The 18,548-nt window shown below is 72.1% G+C and carries 11 protein-coding genes and 1 pseudogene; 4 read left to right on the top strand and 8 right to left on the bottom strand.

The genetic code is table 11. The annotated features are described in order from the left end of the window. Positions 1-57: 57 nt before the first annotated feature. From ACIBNA_RS06500 to ACIBNA_RS06510, 3 genes are all read right to left on the bottom strand, one after another. Positions 58-1,707, bottom strand: a complete 1,650-nt coding sequence (locus tag ACIBNA_RS06500; RefSeq protein WP_399164130.1) for an RICIN domain-containing protein — start codon at positions 1,705-1,707, stop codon at positions 58-60. 291 nt (positions 1,708-1,998) lie between these two features. After that, complete coding sequence (locus ACIBNA_RS06505) at positions 1,999-2,376, bottom strand: toxin Doc (RefSeq protein WP_399164131.1); 378 nt, start codon at positions 2,374-2,376, stop codon at positions 1,999-2,001. Between the two features lie 3 nt (positions 2,377-2,379). After that, complete coding sequence (locus ACIBNA_RS06510; protein WP_003994883.1) at positions 2,380-2,625, bottom strand: hypothetical protein; 246 nt, start codon at positions 2,623-2,625, stop codon at positions 2,380-2,382. 186 nt (positions 2,626-2,811) lie between these two features. Here ACIBNA_RS06510 and ACIBNA_RS06515 point away from each other — a divergent pair, with 186 nt between their 5' ends. Further along, on the top strand, positions 2,812-3,744 hold the full coding sequence (locus tag ACIBNA_RS06515) for a sigma-70 family RNA polymerase sigma factor (RefSeq protein ID WP_399164132.1): 933 nt from the start codon (positions 2,812-2,814) through the stop codon (positions 3,742-3,744). Continuing rightward, positions 3,741-5,258 carry a cytochrome bc complex cytochrome b subunit gene (locus ACIBNA_RS06520; protein ID WP_399164133.1) on the top strand — a complete coding sequence of 506 codons (1,518 nt, stop codon included), beginning with the start codon at positions 3,741-3,743 and terminating at the stop codon, positions 5,256-5,258. The genes ACIBNA_RS06515 and ACIBNA_RS06520 overlap by 4 nt, the downstream gene beginning before the upstream one ends. Here ACIBNA_RS06520 and ACIBNA_RS06525 read toward each other — a convergent pair. From ACIBNA_RS06525 to ACIBNA_RS06535, 3 genes are all read right to left on the bottom strand, one after another. Next, entirely contained in the window at positions 5,218-6,009 is a 792-nt protein-coding gene (locus tag ACIBNA_RS06525; protein WP_399164134.1) for an alpha/beta fold hydrolase, read from the bottom strand. The genes ACIBNA_RS06520 and ACIBNA_RS06525 overlap by 41 nt on opposite strands. A gap of 280 nt (positions 6,010-6,289) precedes the next feature. Next, positions 6,290-8,533 carry a glycoside hydrolase family 9 protein gene (locus tag ACIBNA_RS06530; RefSeq protein WP_399164135.1) on the bottom strand — a complete coding sequence of 748 codons (2,244 nt, stop codon included), beginning with the start codon at positions 8,531-8,533 and terminating at the stop codon, positions 6,290-6,292. Positions 8,534-8,688: 155 nt separating this feature from the next. After that, positions 8,689-11,784, bottom strand: coding sequence for a glycoside hydrolase family 2 TIM barrel-domain containing protein (locus ACIBNA_RS06535; RefSeq protein ID WP_399164136.1), 3,096 nt, complete (start codon positions 11,782-11,784; stop codon positions 8,689-8,691). Between the two features lie 257 nt (positions 11,785-12,041). Here ACIBNA_RS06535 and ACIBNA_RS06540 point away from each other — a divergent pair, with 257 nt between their 5' ends. Next, on the top strand, positions 12,042-14,429 hold the full coding sequence (locus ACIBNA_RS06540; protein ID WP_399164137.1) for a SpoIIE family protein phosphatase: 2,388 nt from the start codon (positions 12,042-12,044) through the stop codon (positions 14,427-14,429). A gap of 171 nt (positions 14,430-14,600) precedes the next feature. Beyond that, positions 14,601-15,209, top strand: a pseudogene (locus ACIBNA_RS06545) (ArsB/NhaD family transporter); the annotation flags it as partial. Between the two features lie 12 nt (positions 15,210-15,221). Here the strand turns inward: ACIBNA_RS06545 and ACIBNA_RS06550 are convergent. Both ACIBNA_RS06550 and ACIBNA_RS06555 read right to left on the bottom strand, forming a co-directional pair. After that, positions 15,222-17,234 (bottom strand): ricin-type beta-trefoil lectin domain protein, encoded by a 2,013-nt coding sequence (locus ACIBNA_RS06550; RefSeq protein ID WP_399164138.1) that lies wholly within the window; start codon positions 17,232-17,234, stop codon positions 15,222-15,224. Between the two features lie 378 nt (positions 17,235-17,612). Continuing rightward, on the bottom strand, positions 17,613-18,539 hold the full coding sequence (locus tag ACIBNA_RS06555) for a helix-turn-helix domain-containing protein (RefSeq protein WP_399164139.1): 927 nt from the start codon (positions 18,537-18,539) through the stop codon (positions 17,613-17,615). Positions 18,540-18,548 lie beyond the last annotated feature (9 nt).

Raw genomic sequence — 18,548 nt, forward strand, 5'->3', positions numbered from 1 at the left:
AGGTGGGCTGCGCGACGCGTGCGCCGCGCAGCCCCGCTCAGGCCCCGGGACTCGTGGTCACACCGTACGGCCGTGGGGCAGGGTCACCTGCCGGGCCGTGGGCCCCTCCTGCTCCTCGATCGACAGGGAACCCGCCGTCGTCGGGACGGGCTCGGCCTGCCAGCGCTGTGCGTCGGAGCGGTCGCGGACCTTGACCACGACGTCGGCACCGGGGTCGTCGTTGGTGGAGGCGAGGGCGAGCTGCTCGTCCCAGCGGGGCAGCAACTCCCCTTGCACGGTGAGGTCGTAGCGCACGTCGTGGCCCCGCTCGGCGTCGTCCTCGGCGCAGGTGCCGAGGACGACGACGCCGGCGTCCTTGTGCGAGTCCAGGCACAGGCCGGGATCGGCGACGCTGCGCAGCAGCCCGTCGTTCTCGTACGTCCACTGCTGGGTCCACGCCGTCGAGCACTCCGCCAGCTGCGTCCCCGAGCCCTCCTTGGGCAGGTCCCGGACGTCGAGGCACAGGCCGGCGCCGGCGTTGCGCAGCCGCGTCACGCCCGGTGCCGTGGGAAGCCCGGCCGTGCCGGGCGGCGTGAGGGACTCGGCGCCGTTGCCGCCGGCGGCGCTGTTGGAGCCGGCCGGGTCGGCCTGGCCGCCGTCGTAGGACGACGCGCTGATGATGAGCACGGTCGCCAGTACCCCGGCCGACACCGCGCCGACGCCCGAGAGCAGCGCCCGTGAGGAGCGCAGCGCTCCCGGGATGCGCACGCCCGGAACCCGGCGGACCTGCATGGGGATCCGTGACAGCAGGCGGTGGCGCCCGCCCACGGGCCGCCCGTCGCCCCGCCCTGAGCCGCGCCGGCCCGCGCGCCCGCCCCGCGTGCCGTGCGAAGACCGGCCCGGGCGCGAGTCGAGGTAGCGGCGGGCGCCCCAGCCGAGCACCGCTTCGGCGATCAACGTGCCCAGCCCGCCCTCGAAATGGCTCAGTTGTTCGGCCGCGTTCCGGCAATGACGGCACTCCGCCAGATGCTCCTGGACGTCGGGCAGCAGTGCGCCGCCCCGGCGGATCGGGACGTCGAGGAGGCGGTTGTAGAAGCGGCAGTCCTGGGTCGGCGCGAGTTCGCGATGGGCATGTACACAACCCTCGCGGAATTTGTCACGCGCTTGTTCGAGTGCGGCCGACGCGATGTCGGTATCTATACCCAGCAGACCGGCCGGGACGCTTAAAGGATCGGCCTCGACCTCGACGTGCCAGAGCAAACAGCGCGCGACTGCGGGAAGTGCCTGAAATGCCCGCTCCGCGAGGACGCGATTTTCGGGCGTCATGGACGTCGCCGCGCGCAGCCCGCGCCCTCCGGCCGGTTTCTGCAACGCCGACAGTACGGCGGATATCCGGTCGTCGCCGGACCACTCCCGGACCGTGTCGCGCACGGTCACCAGAAGCGCCGGGCGCAGCGCGACCGCCGACTCGCCGAAGGCGAGGCGGTTCAGCGTCCGGTGGAAGGCGATTCCCGTGACCATCTCGGCGACCTGCGCCGACGAGGCGAGACAGATGACCGCGTACTCGTGCACCGGCTGCCAGTGCCGCGCCATCAGCAGCGCGACGGAATGGGCGGCGACCTCGCCCTCCGGGCTGCCTCTCAGCGGGGCGGCGAGAGATTCATCGGATTCCCCGTGATCCCCGCCGGGCGGGGGATAGGGGGGACGAGGGGGGTGGGGGGTGGGCACTGAGATGGTTCCTTCCCACGCGCAAGCGACACACAGAAGTCCTGCCGCCGAAAAAGGAGCCCGGTTGGTGCGTACCTTTTTTGGCGCGGCGCGGGGGGTGCGAATTCACCGACGGCGAATCGGACCCGGTCTGCAAAACGCGTGCGACACTCGGCCATTCCCCCCGCACGTGCGTTTCACTCTTGCACAACCCCCACACGACCAACAAGGCGCCCGTGCAACATCAAGGCCCTTGACAGAAAGTCAGAAACGGGAACGGATACGCGCCGGTCGCACCGGTTTTCGACATTTTCAGATCTGCCAGGACCGCAGCCGGTCCGCCGCGCCGTAGACGTCGGCCGTGCCGGACATCAGGTCGCGGGCGAGGTCGACGAGGGCGCCGTAGGGCGGGTCGATGCCGACACCGCTGACGAACATGTACGCCACGGCCGTCGCACACGCGAAGCGGGCGTTGGCCGAGGGCAGCGGCCGGAGCACGGTGATGGTGTGCAGCAGGGCGGCGGCCCGCCAGGCCGCGTCGGAGTTCACCCCGAGGCGCGGCGGGTCGACGCGGTGCCGGGCGACGGCGGCGACGAGCGCGGAGAAGTCGTTGACGGTGGGCTGGTCCGGCAGGACCTCCTCGTGGCGCTGGAGCAGCCACGGCACGTCGATATGGATGACGGGTGCCATCGGTCAGGCGGCCCGCCCTTCGCCCTTGCTGGGCGGTTCGTCGTCGGGGAAGGCGGCGGCGAACTCATCGGCGTGGGTCGCGAAGAACCTGCGGAAGGCCTCCGCGCCCTCCTGGAGGGCCCGGTGGCGGGCTATGTCGGCCGCGGCCGCCTCCCGCACGAGTGCCTTCATGGACGTACCGCGCTCCTTGGCGATCTGCCGCAGGTCCTCAAGTTCGCGGTCGCTGAACTCCACGTTGAGAGCTGGCATGCCTTCACGGTACCGCTCGGGTACTGACTCGTAAATACCCCCAGGTCAGATGGTAGGACCGACGGTACCGGAGGAAGTGCGCCGTCGGTCATCCGCTGAGACCTGCATCACATCACACCGCCCGATGTCACATTCCGGGGCCCCGCCCGGCTCGCAGTAGTGAGCGCGTCTCTGGGAGGACCACGCATGACCGAGATCCCCGTAACCGGCACCGCAGCCCCGCTCGACGAGGCGACCGGGGTGTTCGTCGACCATCGCGAGCTGCTGTTCGGCGTCGTCTACAACATGCTCGGCAGCGTCGCCGACACCGAGGACGTCCTGCAGGAGACATGGCTGTCCTGGACGGCCCGCGGCGGGGGCGCTCCCCTGGCCGGCGTCGACAATCCCCGGGCCTATCTGGTTCGGGTGGCGGTCAACCACGCGCTGCGGCGCCGCGCCGTGATCAGCCGCAGGCAGGAGACGTACGTGGGCTCCTGGCTGCCCGAACCCCTGGTCGCCGACGAGGGAGCCGACACCGCCGACGGCCCGGCCCTGCGCTCCGAGTCGGTGTCGCTGGCGATGCTGGTGGTCCTGGAGGCGCTGACCCCGCTGGAGCGGGCCGTGTTCGTCCTGGGCGAGGTGTTCGGCTACCCGCACGCAGAGATAGCCGAGATCATCGACCGCTCCCCCGCCGCCGTACGGCAGTTGGCGCACCGGGCCCGGGAGCATGTGCACGCGCGGCGGCCCCGGTACGAGGCGCATCCGCGGGTGCGTAGGGAGGCGACCGAGCGGTTCGTGCGGGCGGCGCTCGGCGGGGACATCGCCGAGCTGATGGAGGTGCTCGCGCCGGACGTCACGGCGTGGACGGACGCCGGCGGCAAGCGCAGGCCGGCGAGCCTGCGCCCGGTGCACGGCCGGGACAAGGTGGCCCGGCTGCTCACCTCCGGACGAGGCGGCCCGAGCAACCCGGTGTTCCGCTACCGGCGCGTCAACGGCGACGACGCGGCGGTCCTGTTCGACGGCGACGCGCCCTACGCCGTCCTGGTCCTGGACCTCACCCCGGAGGGCGACCGGGTGTGCGGCATCTACGTCGTCGCCAACCCGGACAAGCTCGCCCACCTGCCCAGGGAGGCGGCGTGAGCGCCGGACGCGGTGAGCGGCTCGCGGACTGGTTCGACGGCCGGCTCGGCACCCACACGCTCGGCCGGAAGTACCTGCGCAAGGTGTTCCCCGACCACTGGTCCTTCCTGCTCGGCGAGATCTGCCTGTACAGCTTCGTGGTGCTGGTCCTCACCGGCGTGTATCTGACGCTGTTCTTCCATCCGTCGATGAACGAGGTGACCTACCAGGGGAGTTACACGCCGCTGAACGGCGTGCGCATGTCCGAGGCGTACGCCTCCACGCTGGACATCAGCTTCGACGTGCGCGGCGGCCTGCTGATCCGGCAGCTGCACCACTGGGCGGCGCTGGTCTTCGTCGCCGGGATGCTGACGCACATGATGCGGCACTTCTTCACGGGCTCGTTCCGCAAGCCGCGTGAGGTCAACTGGCTGTTCGGCTGGCTGCTGCTCTTCCTCGGCCTGTTCGAGGGCCTGTTCGGCTACTCGCTGCCGGACGACCTGCTGTCGGGCACGGGCCTGAGGTTCGTGCACGGCGCGCTGCTGTCGGTGCCGATCGTGGGGACGTACCTGGCGATGTTCCTGTTCGGCGGCGAGTTCCCCGGCGACGACATCGTGGCCCGCTTCTACTCGCTGCACGTCCTGCTGATCCCCGGGGTCATGGCGGCACTGATCGTCGTCCACGTGCTGCTGGTCGTATACCACAAGCACACCCAGTTCGCGGGCCCCGGGCGCACCGAACGCAACGTCGTGGGCGCGCCCTTCATGCCGGTGTACCTGGCGAAGGCGGGCGGCTTCTTCTTCCTGGTGTTCGGGGTGCTCGCGCTGATGGCGGCGGTGGCGACGATCAACCCGGTGTGGTCGTACGGCCCCTACCGCGCCGACCAGGTGTCCACGGGCGCCCAGCCCGACTGGTACCTCGGTTTCGCCGAGGGACTGGTGCGGATCATGCCCGGCTGGGAGATCACACTGTGGGGCCACACGCTGGTGCTGGGCGTGTTCATCCCGATCGTGGTGTTCCCGCTGCTGCTGCTCTTCATCGGCGTGTACCCGCTCCTGGAGGCCAGGTTCACCGGGGACAGGCACGAGCACCATCTGCTGGACCGGCCGCGCAACCGCCCGGTCCGCACGGCGATCGGGGCGGCCTGGATCAGCCTCTACCTGGTGCTGCTGGCGGGCGGCGGCAACGACATCGTGGCGACCCGCTTCCATCTGTCGATCAACACGGTGACCTGGGCGGTGCGGATCGCGATGTTCCTCGTCCCGGCGGTCGTCTTCGTCGTCACCCGGCGGATCTGCCTGGGGCTGCAGCTGCGCGACCGGGAGCTGGTGCTGCACGGCCGGGAGACCGGCGTGATCAAGCGGCTGCCGCACGGCGAGTACGTCGAGGTGCACGAGCCGCTCGACCAGGCCCGCCTGCACACCCTGACCGCCCACGAACGGCCCGGGGAACTCGTCGGGCACGACAGGCCGCGCCGGGCCGTGGCCGGTCCGGTCAGGAACGGGCGCGGCAGAACTCCCGGAGGGTCCGGTTGAACGGCTCCGGGGCCTCGATGTTGCTGAAGTGCCCGGTGCCCGGGAGCACGACCAGCGTGGCGTCCGGGATCGCTTCGAGGAACGGGCGGGCGACGAGCTCCACCGGCGAGCGCGTGTCGAGCTCGCCCCACAGCAGGAGCGTGGGCACCTCGATCCTGGGCAGCAGGTCGCGCTGGTCGGCCTCCGCCATGTTGGTGAGCTGGTTCCGCAGGGTCTGGGGGCGGGTGTCGCCCGACATCAGGGACAGCAGGCGTACGGCTTCGGCGGGTGGTTCCCCGGCGAACAGGGCCGGCATCGTCGGCGCGAACTCCTCGGCCGGGACGGCGAGCATCCGCTCCGCCCCTTCGACCCGCGACCGCACCTCCGCCGGGGGCAGCGAGCCCTTCCACCCGGCGTAGGTGTCGACGAGGACCAGCGTCCGGACGAGCTCGGGGTGGTGCCGGTAGAGCTCCAGTACGACGGTCCCGCCCCAGGACAGGCCCGCGACATGGGCGGGGCCGAGGCCCACGTCCTCGATGACGGCCGCCAGACAGCGGGCGTAGTCCGCCAGCACGAAGGAGGGCGGTACGTCGGAGGAGCGGCCGGCCCCGGGCTCGTCCCAGGCGACCACGGTGAACTCGTCTGCCAGGTCCGCGACCTGCGGACGCCACAGGCGGGCGTCGGTGGTGGCGCCGTGCGCGAGCACCAGGGGCGGGCCCTGACCCACCCGGTCGTAGGCGACCTCGATGCCGTCTACCCGCACCGCGTGCATGTCACCACGCTACGCGCGGGTGCCGGAGGCGTCCTGTCGGCCCACTCCCCCGGCACCCGGCGCGCTCGTCAGGTCAGGGGGTGTCCGCGAAGTCCCGTCGTCCGCCCGGAGGGCGGGCACTGCGGCGTTCGGTGCGTGCTCTCGGCGTGCCGGGCGGACGCCCGCGTACTGGTTGTACGCGGGTGTTCGACCGGTGCGGCGAGTGGGGGTCCCCCCTGCTCGAAGAGCTTGGGGGAGCGTGCCGGGCGTCGCAGGGCAGGCGGGACTTCGCGGACACCCCCTACCCCTGGTCCGCCACGAAGGCGGCCATGCGGGTCAGGGCGGCGTTCCAGTTGATCGTGTGCTCGTTGGTCGACCAGGACTGGATGTCGTCGATGTAGCAGAACTGGCCGACACAGCCCTGGAGTTTGCTCTGTGCGTAGGGGTCCTGGATGCTCGAGTTCGGCCCACCCGAGAGGGTGCCCTTCGGCGGGTTCGGCAGGTTCGGGTCGAGCTGGCGGGCGTACCAGCGGCTGTGCTGGTTCTGGGCGCTGACCTCGCCGTAGCCGGTGACGTAGGAGATGTTCAGGGCGTTGCGGCCCAGGATGTAGTCCATGCTCTGGAGCGCTCCGTCCCGGTACTTCGTGACGCCGGTGATGTCGTACGCGGTGGCGAGGACGACGGCGTTGTTGAGGATCTGGTGGGTGGAGCCCCAGTCGTACTTGTTGCCGTCCGGGGCGTACGGCATGCCGTAGGGGTGTGCCTTCAGCGTGGCCAGGTAGCGGTCGGCGCCCTGGACGACGGACCGGCGGGCCTTGTCCCGGCCGGGCAGCTTGTTCGGCACCGTGGCGAGGTCGAGCCGCCCCGCCGCGGCCGTGCGTGCCCAGTCGAAGCCGAGCGGGCTGAAGATGTCGGCCTTGTGGACCGGCGACTTCAGGACGTACTCCTCGAACCGCTTCTCCCCCGTGCTGAGGTACAGCTCGGCCGCCGCCCAGTAGAAGTCGTCGGTGACGTCGCTGTCGGGGTAGGCGCCGCCGCCGATGCCGTCGCTCTCGGAGGCGTAGCGGTCGGGGTGGGCGAGCGCCGCCGACCAGGCCTTGCGGGCGGCTGCCAGCGCCCTGCCGGCGAACGCCTTGTCGTAGGGCCGGTAGAGGCGGGCCGCCTGTGCGGCCGTGGCCGCGAGGTTCAGAGTGGCCGCGGTGGACGGCGGGTGCAGTTCGCGCTTCTGCGGGTCGTCACTGGGCAGCAGCGGCAGCCCGGTCCACTGCTCGTCGTGCATCTTGTGGTGGGCCATGCCGGCCAGCGGCTTTCCGTCGGGAACCTGCATCCTGAGCAGGAACTCCAGCTCCCAGCGGGCCTCGTCGAGGATGTCGGGGACCTTGTTGCCGCTCTCGGGGATGGCGAGCGTGCCGTCGCCGAGCTTGCCGGCGTCGCCGGTGCGGGCGTGCAGCGCGCGTTCGTGGGTGCTCAGCACCTCCCAGGTGGAGATGCCGCCGTTGACGACGTACTTGCCGTGGTCGCCGGCGTCGTACCAGCCGCCGCTGACGTCCAGGCTGTAGTCGCAGACGCCGGGCTGGCACGGCACGGAGGTGTCGCCCTTGTTGGGTGCCACGCCCACGTGCCCGGCCGGGCGGCCGTAGCCGGGCCGCAGGTCCTCGCGTATCGCGATGCCGCTGCGCTGGGTGTAGTAGTACTTCGCCGAGTCCACCCGGAGCCGCTCGTAGGCGCTCGCGTCGATGTCGAAGGGGCGGCTGGTCTCGCCGTCGGCGACCAGCGTGAGGCCCGTGCCCTTCGTGCGGTAGGCGCCGAAGTCGATCGAGTGGACGTTCTGCCCGGAGGAGGCGTCGACGCCGCGCGGCACGGTCGTGCCCCGGGCGACCACCTTCCCTCCGGAGGTCTTCAGCTCCCAGGGCAGTTTCGCCGTGGCGTCGGTGACCAGGGTGGCGTTCTTCGGTCCGGCGGGCAGATAGGCGACCTGGTTGACGCGGACCCGGGGCCCGGTGTCGGGCTCGTACGGCTCCGGCGCCACCCCGCCGAGCAGCGAGACGTCGTCCATGCAGAAGCGCCAGGGGTCCGCGCTGCCGCCGAGCTGGAAGGCGACCTGGCCTTGGGCGGTGTCCACGGGCGAGGTGAAGCTGTAGGAGTAGGTGTCGCCGGAGACGCTGAGCTGCGGTGTCACCTCGTGGTAGGTGTCGTAGGGCGACACCGACAGACCCACGATCGCCCGCACGACGTGTCCCGCGGGCGTGCCGGTCGCGCTGAAGGAGAAGCGGTACGACTCGCCCTTGACCAGGGTGATGTCGTTCTGCCCGACGGCGGCGTCCCAGCGGTTGGTGGTGCCGCCGGGGACGTCGGCGCAGAGCCGGCCGTCGGACAGACCCGCGGTGATGTTGCTGGTCGTCCACCAGGGGTCCGTGGTGGTGTCGAAGGTGCCGTTCCTGACCTGCTCGGTCTCTTCGGCCCCGGCCGGTGCGGAGGGCAGCGCGGTGAGCGCGGTCGCCAGGAGGGCCGTCAGGGACAACAGGGCGGTTCTGCGTCGTTTCACGTCTGGGCTCCTCTGGGGAGGTGCGGGTGGCGCTCGGCGTGGGAGCGCTCCCAGATGCGGATGCACGCCATGGTTGTGGCTGATGTGACGCCCCGTCAACGGTCCGGACGGGACTGGCCTGTTCGCCGCCCGCCCGGACCGTCGCATCCGAGGGCTCAGGCGGCCGGGGTCTCCAGCCTGCTGATGCGGAGGGCACCCCGGGCCTCGTCGGGGTGGCGGCTCGTCATCGTGAGCCGGATCCGGGAGCCGCGGACGGCCTTGAAGGTGATCACGGTCGGGGCGTCGGAGGCGGTCGCCCAGTCGATCGCCGCGTCCTCCACGGCCCGCCACGCACGGCCGTCCCACACCGCCACCTCGATCGCCGCGGGCAGGCTGTGCGTGGCGTCCACGGTGAAGGAGACGTCCACCCGGTCGAAGCCGCGGGTGCGTCCGTGGTCGACCGTGACCCAGTCCTCGGTGCGGGCCCCGTCGAAGGCGGGCAGCAGGGCCGTGGCCTGCTTGTAGAAGCCGTTGGACCAGCCGGTGGCCGGGTCGCCGTCGAGCATGGCGGCGGGCAGGGCGTCCGGGCGGCCGGAGTAACTGGCGTCCGCATGCGGGTAGTCGAGGGGCGCGGGGTGCTCCGGCCGGAAGGCGGGCGGAGCGGTCTCGGTCCGGTCCCCCGCCCGGGTGGCGCGGACGGTCGCCGTGCTGGCGCGCAGGCCGTCGGCGCGGGCGGTCACCTTCACCGTGCCCGCCTTCGTGCCGGAGCGGACGATGGCGAGGGCCTTGCCGTGGAAGGCGGTGCGGGTGCTCGCCTGGTAGCGCTCGGCGCTCTCCTGGCGGCCGTTGTCGAGCCCGGCGAGGGAGCCGCCCGCCGCCTCGAAGGAGAGCAGGTGCTCCGCGTCGGGCACCACCACACCGCGCCGGTCGACCACCTCGGCGGTCACGAAGACCAGCGAACGCCCGTCCGCGGCCAGGGACTTGCGGTCCGGCGTCAGACGTATCGCGTGCGGGGCGCCGGCGGTGCGCAGCACGTCGGTGGCCACCACCTTGCCGTCCCGCCGCGCGACGGCCTTCAGCTCGCCCGGCCGGTAGGGCACCTTCCAGGTCAGGTGGAGCTTGCCGGCGCTGCCGTTGGGGCTGGTGTAGCTGCCGGGGTAGGGGCCGTCGGTGAAGTTCTTGTCGTCGCCGGTCGCCTCGGTCGTCTCCAGGTACGTGCGGCCGTCGACGGTCTTCTTGGTGTCGAACCGCCGTACGCCCAGGGACTTTCCGTTGAGGAACAGCTCGACGGTGTCGACGTTGGCGTACGCCCAGACCTCGACCGTGTCGCCCTCGGCGTGGTTCCAGGTCATCGGCAGCAGGTGGACCATCGGCTTGTCGGTCCACTGGCTCTGGAACAGGTAGTACATGTCCTTGGGGAAGCCCGCGGTGTCGACCGCGCCGAAGAAGGACGCCTTGACCGGGAAGACGTCGTACGGCGTGGGCTCGCCGATGTAGTCGATGCCCGACCACAGGAACTGCCCGGTGAACCACTTGCGGTCCCGGTCCTTCTTGTGGCCGTACTCGCCGCTCATGGTCCAGGAGGCGAGGTTGTTGTCGTACGAGGAGGTCCCGCGCCTTCCGGGTGTGTAGTTCTCGCCGGTGTTGAGGTGTTCGGGCTCCTGGTACTCGCCCCGGGTCGAGGTCTCCGACGAGGACTCGGACTCGAAGAGGAAGAGGTGAGGGTAGGCCGCGTGCAGCTGGTCCACCGACTTGGCGGTGTTGTAGTTGAGGCCGAGGCCGTCCAGCTTGGCCAGCATCAGGTCGGCCGCGGAGCCCTTGGCGGGAAGGCGGCGGTACTTGTCGGAGCCGATGATCAGCGGGCGGGTGTCGTCCGCGGCCCTGATCGCGGCGATGATCCGGTCGGCCATGGCGAGGCCGGCGGTGGAGGTGGAGTCGGGGACCTCGTTGCCGATGGACCACATCAGCACGGCGGGCGAGTTGCGGGCCGCCAGCACCATCTCTGTGGCGTCCTTCTCGCACCACTCCTCGAAGAACCGGCCGTAGTCGTACCGGTTCTTCCCGGTGCGCCAGCAGTCGAACGCCTCCACCAGCATGACGACGCCCAGTTCCTCGCAGACCTGGATCACCTCGGGCGCGGGCGGGTTGTGGGAGGTGCGCAGGGCGTTGACGCCCATGGACCGCATGATCTCCATCTGGCGGCGGACCGCGTCGATGCTGACGGCCGCGCCGAGCGCACCCAGGTCGTGGTGGAGGTCGACGCCCTTGAGCTTGTGGTGCTTGCCGTTGAGGAAGAAGCCCTCGTCCGGGTCGAAGCGGAAGGTGCGGAAGCCGAAGGGCGTGCGGTAGGTGTCGGTGATCCTGCCGCCGACGCGCAGTTCGGTGTGCAGCGTGTAGCGGTGCGGGGCCGCGATGTCCCACAGCTCGGGGCGCCGGACGGTGAGTTCGTGGGTCTCGGTCCTCTCGTCGGTGACGGCGGCCGTGGAGGAGGTGCGGGCGACCGTCCGGCCCTTCGGGTCGACGATCCGGGAGACGACCTCGACGTCGGCGCCCGCGCCCGACGCGTTGACGACCGACGTGTCGACCCGGACGACGGCCCGCTCGGCGGAGATCCGGGGTGTGGTGACGCGGGTGCCCCAGCGGGCCACGTGCACCGGCTCGGTGATCACCAGGCGGGCCTCGCGGTAGATGCCGCTGCCCGAGTACCAGCGGCTGCTGGGGAGCCGGTTCTGGACCTTGACCGCGATCACGTTCTCGGTGGTGCCGTCGGTGTGCACCAGGTCGGTCAGGTCGAAGGCGAAGCCGGTGTAGCCATAGGGGTGGCGGCCGGCCTCCTTGCCGTTGCAGTAGACGGAGGAGTCCATGTAGACGCCGTCGAACTCCACCGAGATCCGCTTGCCCGCGAGGGCGGGCGGCAGGGTGAAGGCGAGGCGGTACCAGCCGAGGCCGCCGGGGAGGAAGCCGGTGCCGCTGGTGGTGCCGTGCTCGGTGGTGGGGGTCTGCTCGATGCTCCAGTCGTGCGGGACCGCGACCTCGCGCCATCCGGAGTCGTCGTGTCCGGGAAGGTGGGCGTCGGCGTAGGCGCCGGTCGGGTCGGTGAGCCCGCCCGGGTTGACCAGCGCGAAGCGCCAGCCGTCGCGCAGGGGGACGGTGCGGCGGCCGGACACCCCGCGCGCCACCTCCGCGGCCCACGCCTCCGGGGAGCCCAGCAGTGTTCCGGCCGCGGGCGCGGCGGCGGAGGCGAGCAGGACCGATCTACGCGTGACCGACATGGCGGCTCTCCCTCATCAGGGCCCAGAAGTACTCACAACTCATCGTGAACAAACAGATTCTGTCGAGGTGTCACACAGGGCCGTCAAGGGTGCGGCAGCGTCGTTCTGTCCCGGGCGTCACATCGGCCGGATTTGCGCCTTGACCGTGCTCGGCCGGGTGGCACAGGGGTTACCGGTCCACGTCGGACGCCCACGGACTAGGCTGGAACTCAAGCGACCTCCCTGATCACTGTGAGTGTCCGTATGGAGTGGCGACGATGAGCCCGGACGAGCCGTTCGACGATGGCGTGGCCGCCCGTGCCGTCATCGCCGCCGACGGCACGCTCACCGAGTGGAGCGAGGGCGCATACCGTCTGCTGGGCCACACGGCCGCCGAGGTCCTGGGCCGCCCGGCCGCCGAGCTGCTGGCCGACGGAGCAAAACCGCCGCCCGTGCCGGCCGACGCCCGCTGGAGCGGGACGCTCACGCTGCGTCACCGCGACGGGCACACGGTCTCCGCGTGGGTGCTCGCCCACCGCAGGCCGCCGGACGGCCCGGAGACGGCCGAGTGGCTCGCCGTGTCCCCGCCCGAGGCTCCCCGTCCCCAGCTGCCGGACGACCCGCTGGTGCGGGCGGCCCTGACGCAGTCGCCCTGCGCCACGATGATCTTCGACGAGCGGCTGCGGCTGCGCGGCGTCAACGACGCCATGGCGGACCTCGTCGGGCTGCCGGCCGAACGGCTGCGGGGCCTGCGGCCCACCGACATCGGCAGCCGGCCGCAGAACGCGGAGCTCGAGGAGTATCTGCGCCGCGTGCTGAGCACCGGCCGGCGGCAGGACATGCAGACGTACATGAAGGCCAGCGGCGAGAGCCGGGCCGCGCACGCCTGGCTGGCCCGGCTCGCACCGCTCACCGACGACTCGGGGCGGGTGCGGGGCGTGTGCGTGACCGCCCACGACTTCAGCGACCAGTACCGGTCACGGGAGCGGCTCCAGCTGGTCAACGAGGCGAGCGTGCGCATCGGCACCACCCTCGACGTCACCCGTACGGCCCAGGAGCTGGCGGACGTGTGCGTCCCGGCGCTCGCCGACTTCGTCAGCGTCGACCTGCTCGACGCACGGGAGCACGGCGGCGAGTCCGCCGGCCCGCCAACCCCTCCGGTGAGCCTGCGCCGGGCCGCCCACCAGTCGGTCAACCCGGGCAGCCCCGAGGCCGTGGCCAAGCCGGGGCAGGTGGACGTCTATCCGGAGGACTCCCCGCAGGTCGCCTCGCTCATCGCCGGTCACGCGGTCGTGGCCTCCGGAGCGGACGGCGGCAACCTCGAGAAGTGGCTGGCCTGGGACCCGGTCCGGTTCCGGCGGGTCCGCGAGTACGGCATCCACTCCACGATGTCCGTTCCGCTCCAGGCCAGGGGCTCGACCCTCGGGGTCGCGGTCTTCACCCGCTTCCGGCGCCCCGAGCCCTTCACCGCCGACGACGTGCTGCTGGCCGAGGAGGTCACGGCCCGGGCCGCCGTCTGCATCGACAACGCCCGCCGCTACTCCCGCGAGCGCGAGACGACGCTCACCCTGCAACGCAGCCTGCTGCCCCGCACACTGCCGCGCACCCCGGCGGTGGAGGCGGCCTCCCGCTACCTTCCCGCCACCCGCTCCGGCGTGGGCGGCGACTGGTTCGACGTGATCCCGCTGTCCGGGATGCGCGTCGCGATGGTCGTCGGCGACGTCGTCGGCCACGGCATCCAGGCCTCGGCCACCATGGGCCGGCTGCGCACCGCCGTCCGCACCCTCGCCGACATCGACCTGGCCCCCGACGAGCTGCTCACCCACCTCGACGACCTGGTCGTCCGGCTGTCCCAGGAGTCCGGCAGCGGCGCCGCCACCGGGGAGGTCGGCGCGACCTGCCTGTACGCGGTGTACGACCCGGTGTCGCGACGCTGCACCCTGGCCCGGGCCGGGCACCCGCAGCCCCTGCTGGTCCCGCCGGACGGCCCGGCCCGGCAGCTCGACTTGCCCTCCGGTCCCCCGCTCGGTGTCGGGGGGCTGCCGTTCGAGTCCGCCGAGGTGGAGCTGCGGGAGGGCAGTGTCCTGTCGTTCCACACGGACGGGCTGCTCGCGAGCCGCGAGCGGGACGTCGACGCGAGCCACCGGATGCTCCGCGAGGCCCTGTCGGCTCCCTCCGACTCCCTGGACGAGATCTGCGACCGCGTGCTGCACGCCCTGCTCCCGCCGGGCGGCTCCGCCGACGACGTGGCCCTGCTGCTGGCCCGCACCCGCGGCCTGCCGTCCGCCCAGGTGGCGACCTGGGACATCCCCGCCGACCCGGCGCTGGTGGCCCCCATCCGCAAGCAGGTCGTCGACCAGCTCGACCGCTGGGGGCTGATCGAGGCCACGTTCACCGCGGAGCTGGTGGTGAGCGAGCTGGTCACCAACGCCATCCGCTACGGCGCCCCGCCCATCCGGCTGCGGCTGATCCACGACGCGTCCACGCTGATCTGCGAGGTGTCCGACACCAACCACACGGCGCCGCACCTGCGCCGCGCCAAGACCTGGGACGAGGGGGGCCGCGGTCTGCTGCTGGTCGCCCAGCTCACCCAGCGCTGGGGCAGCAGGCACACCGCCGAGGGCAAGACGATCTGGGCGGAGCTGGAACTGCTCAACGGGATGTGATCGGACGCTGTTTCTCCGCTGCCGCCGTTTCTCCATTGCCGCGGCGGACACCCGGAAGGGCATGGCCACAACGTCTCAGTCCGTACGCCGGGCGGCCTTACTCGCATGCGCGGTCACCGTGTCATCACGGCCGTGCTGAGTCTGGACGCCACCGTCGTCCTGCTGACACCTCCCGAGCCGCTGCCGCTGTTCGCTCTCGTCACGGTCGGCTGCACGCTCGCCGGGTTCGTCGTGGCCTCGGCCGTCGGGATCGCGCCGGCGTGGGCTGCCCTGGCCGGGGCGCTGGTTGTGGCAGGGCGGGCGCTGCTGCGGCGGAAGGCCACCCCGCTGACGGTGGTGCGGTCCGCCGCTCCGGCCTTCCTTGCGTTCGTGCTCGCCCTCGGCGTCGTCGTGCGGGCGGTCGTCGACCACGGGCTCGCCGACGCGCTCCACCGGGTGCTGCCCGACGGCTCGGGCCTGCTCACGCTGCTGGGCGTGGCGGCGCTGGCCGCCGTCCTGGCGAACCTCGTCAACAACCTGCCCGCGGTTCTGGTGCTGCTGCCGCTGACCGCCGGGGCCGGTCCCGGTGCCGTGCTTGCGGTGTTGCTCGGCGTGAACATCGGTCCCAACCTGACCTACGCCGGATCGCTGGCGACCCTGCTGTGGCGGCGGATCGTGCAGCAGCACGGACACCGGGTCGGGCTCGGGGAGTTCACCCGGCTCGGGCTGCTCGCGGTGCCGGCCGCGCTGGTGCCGGCCGTGGTGGCGCTGTGGCTGTCGCTGCGCGTCGTCGGGGTCTGAGCCCGCGTCCGGTCAGTGGTGGCCGCCTCCGTCGCCACCGTAGCCGCCGTACCCGTAGCCATAACCGGGGTAGCCGTACTGGCCGTCCCCGTCGCAGTGGTAGCCGTGGCACTGCGATTCGGAGGGGGGCGCACTGGTCGGCGTCGGCTGCGGTGCCGTCGACGGGGTGGCGGACCGGGTCGGTGTCGCCGTGGGCGTCTTCGAGGGCGTGGAGCGCGGCGCCGGGGCGGCGGATCTCCAGTTGACGACCTCCAACTGGAGGTCCGCCTTGGAGGTGTCGATCGCCCAGCGCTGGCCCTCCTCGTCCGCCCGGGCCTTGAGGACGAGGGCTCCCGAGCCGTCGGTCGCGGCCGGAGCCAGGGCGAGGTCCTGGTCCCAGCGGGGCACCAGGGCGCCCTGGAGGGTGAAGTCGTAGCGGATGTTCTTGGTCTCCGGCCGGGACGCTTCCGTGCAGGGGGCCAGCCGGACCGAGTAGCCGAGGTGCGAGTCCAGGCACAGGTCGGGGTCGGCGCCGTTGCGCAGCAGGCCGTCGGTCTCGTACGTCCACTGCTGGACGGCGGCCGAGGAGCAGGTGGTCAGCTCGGCCTCCGCGTCCTCGACTGCCTTGTCGCCCTCGATGCCGACGCACAGTCCGGAGGCGACGTTGTGCAGCCGGCCCCGCAGGGCGCCCTTCTCGGCGTCGCCCGCCCCGACCCAGGAGGAGTCGCTCGTCGACTCGCCCGCACCTGAGCCGGGCGTCTCGGAGGGCCGGCCCGCACCGGCCTGCGGAGTGCCCTCGCCCGAGTTGCCCAGGGACCACACGACGAGCGGGAGGACGACCAGGCCGCTGACGGTCAGGATGCCCGCGGTGAGGTTGCGGCGGCGGGCGGCACGGCGGGCCGCCTTGTGTGCGGATCTGCGGGCCGCTGTGCGGTGGCCTTCGGCACGGGGGGCAGGGGCGGTTCCACTGGCCGGCGGGGCGTCGGGCGGGGCGGGGAAGCCGTCGTGGGCGGGAGCCTGCGCTGCTTCCTCTGTGGCGGGGGCGGGTGGCGCGGCCGGAGTGCCGACCGGGTCGGTGAACGACTCCCCGACCATGCCCGCGAGGACCACGGGGTCGGGGAAGGCCTCACCGGCCACACCCCCGGGGAGCCCGTTCTCCGCGGCGGCCGTCTCCGTGCCGGGCACCGGGGCGCCGGTCGCGTCGCTCTCGGCGGCGGCGCTCGGTCTGCTCTGAGCGTACTCCCGCCCGCCCCAGCCCAGCACGCCCTCCGCCAGGGCGAGACCGAGCCCGTGGTTGAACTGGTCGAGCTGGTCCGCGGTAGCGGCGCAGTGCCCGCAGCCCTGGATATGCGCGCGTAGATCGGGGTCGATGTCGAGGGCGCCACGCCGGTACGTGACGTCGAGCAGGCGCAGGTAGCGCCGGCACTCCTCGTCGGGCGCGAGTTCGCGGTGCAGCTGGAGGCTCTCCTCGCGCAGCCGGTCACGGGCCCGGCCCAGTTCGACGCCGGCGCCCTCCTCGTCCAGGCCGAGCAACCCGGCGGGGACGGTGAGCGGTTCGGCCTCGACCTCGACGTGCCACAGCAGGCAGCGCGCGGACTGGGGCAGCCGCTGGAAGGCGCCGGACAGCAGGCGCCGGTGCTGCTGCGGCAGCAGCCGGGCGGCCACCCGCTCCCCCTCGCCGGCCCCGGACAGCAGTTCCGGGTGCAGCATGTCGCGTCTGTGGTCGGTGGCCCACTCGGCCGCGATACGCCGTACGGTGACGAGCAGGTGGGGCCGCCACGCGGAGGTGGGGCCGTTCTGGCGCAGGGTTTCGCCGAAGATACGGGTGAATGCGGCGGTGGTGAGTATTCCGGCGGAACGCGGACCGTCGGTGCACAGCCGGGCGTAGGCGGAGGCCGCCTCCCAGTGCCGGTCCAGCAGTTCGCCGACGGGGTGAAGCGCGGGGGTCGCCCCTGTCCACTTCCTGAGCTCGGCGCTCAGTTGCTCGTCCGTCGCGCCGATCCTGCGGGCCGGACCCGGGGAATTCGACGGGCCTGCGTCGTTCACGGCTGCATTCCTCTCAAGGACATGCGGAAGAAAGTCCATACCAAGGGGTATGCCGGCCCGGTGGCCTCGCGCACACGAAGAATGGCGTCTTGTCCGAACGCCGACAAGGCACACCTTTACACAGGTCAGCGGCAAGGAACAAGGGATCTTGCGGTTTCGTGCATTGCGTACGCGGCCAGGACCTTTGACAAAGTGTCAAGGTGCAGTGCAAAAGGGATTTCCGCGCTGTCCCTTCTGTTTTTTGCGACGCCTTTCCGCCCGGCTACGGGCGTCGCCCGGAAACCATTGAACTGCCGCCTGCACAGCAGCTCACACCCTCGGACCTTCCCGGCATGACTCTTTCGAGGACTCCCCTGGAACCAATGGCCCCACCGCTGCTCAGTCCCGCGGGCCGCCGTGAACCGCGTTCCGGTACGCCCCGGGAGGTGTCCCGTACCGCTCGCGGAAGACGCGGTTGAAGTGGAACGGGCTGGCGAAACCCGAGGCCGTGGCGACGCGTTCCACGGGCAGGTCGGTCGCCTCCAGCAGCCGGGCGGCGTGCCGCAGCCGCGCCTCGCGCAGGGCGCGCATGGGCGACTGGCCGAGCTGACGGCTGAACAGATGGGCGAAGCGGGACGGCGACAGGGAGACCTGTCCGGCCAGCGAGCGGACGGTGTGCGGCGCGCCCGGGTCGGCGTCGATCAGCTCCTGGGCCCGGTGGATCCGTGTATCGAGGCCGACCCGGGCGGTCGCAGGCCGGGCACCGGCGGTGGTGAGGAGGACGATCTCCTCCAGTGCGCACAGCGCCAGTTCGCGGGCGGCACTGCCGTGCGCGACGGCGATCTGCCCGTCCGGGGCCGCCGCGTCGGGCGGTGCCCCGGCGCCGGGCCGGCGGGCGTCGGCGTGCATCCGCCGGAACGCCGCTTCGACACGGCCGTGCACTCCGGCCGGGGCGGAGGTGACCACGTACAGCCCGTCACCGGCGTCGTACGGCCGCAGCCAAGCGGCCCACGACGGGCGGGCCTGGCAGTGCGCCCACCAGAACCGCCAGCGCCGGGCGCCGGGCTCGACCGCGTAACCGTGCGGGGTGCCCGGGGCGAGCACCACCAGGTGGCCCGCGCCGGCCGAGGTCTGCACCCCGCCCTGCCAGAGCCGTCCGCGGCCTTTCGTGGTCCAGGTGAAGAGCCAACTCGCGGACCCGCGAGGCCGGTTGACGCCGTATCCGGGCGGCTGGTCGAAGTGGCCGAGCACGACCAGACCGGGCGGCGGTGCGGGATCCCCGTCGGGCCCGTGCTCAGCAGTACCGGGCAACCCGTCAGCACGCATGGGCATCCC

It is taken from the genome of Streptomyces sp. NPDC050164, from assembly GCF_044459945.1.
Taxonomy (GTDB): Bacteria; Actinomycetota; Actinomycetes; order Streptomycetales; family Streptomycetaceae; genus Streptomyces; species Streptomyces coeruleorubidus_A.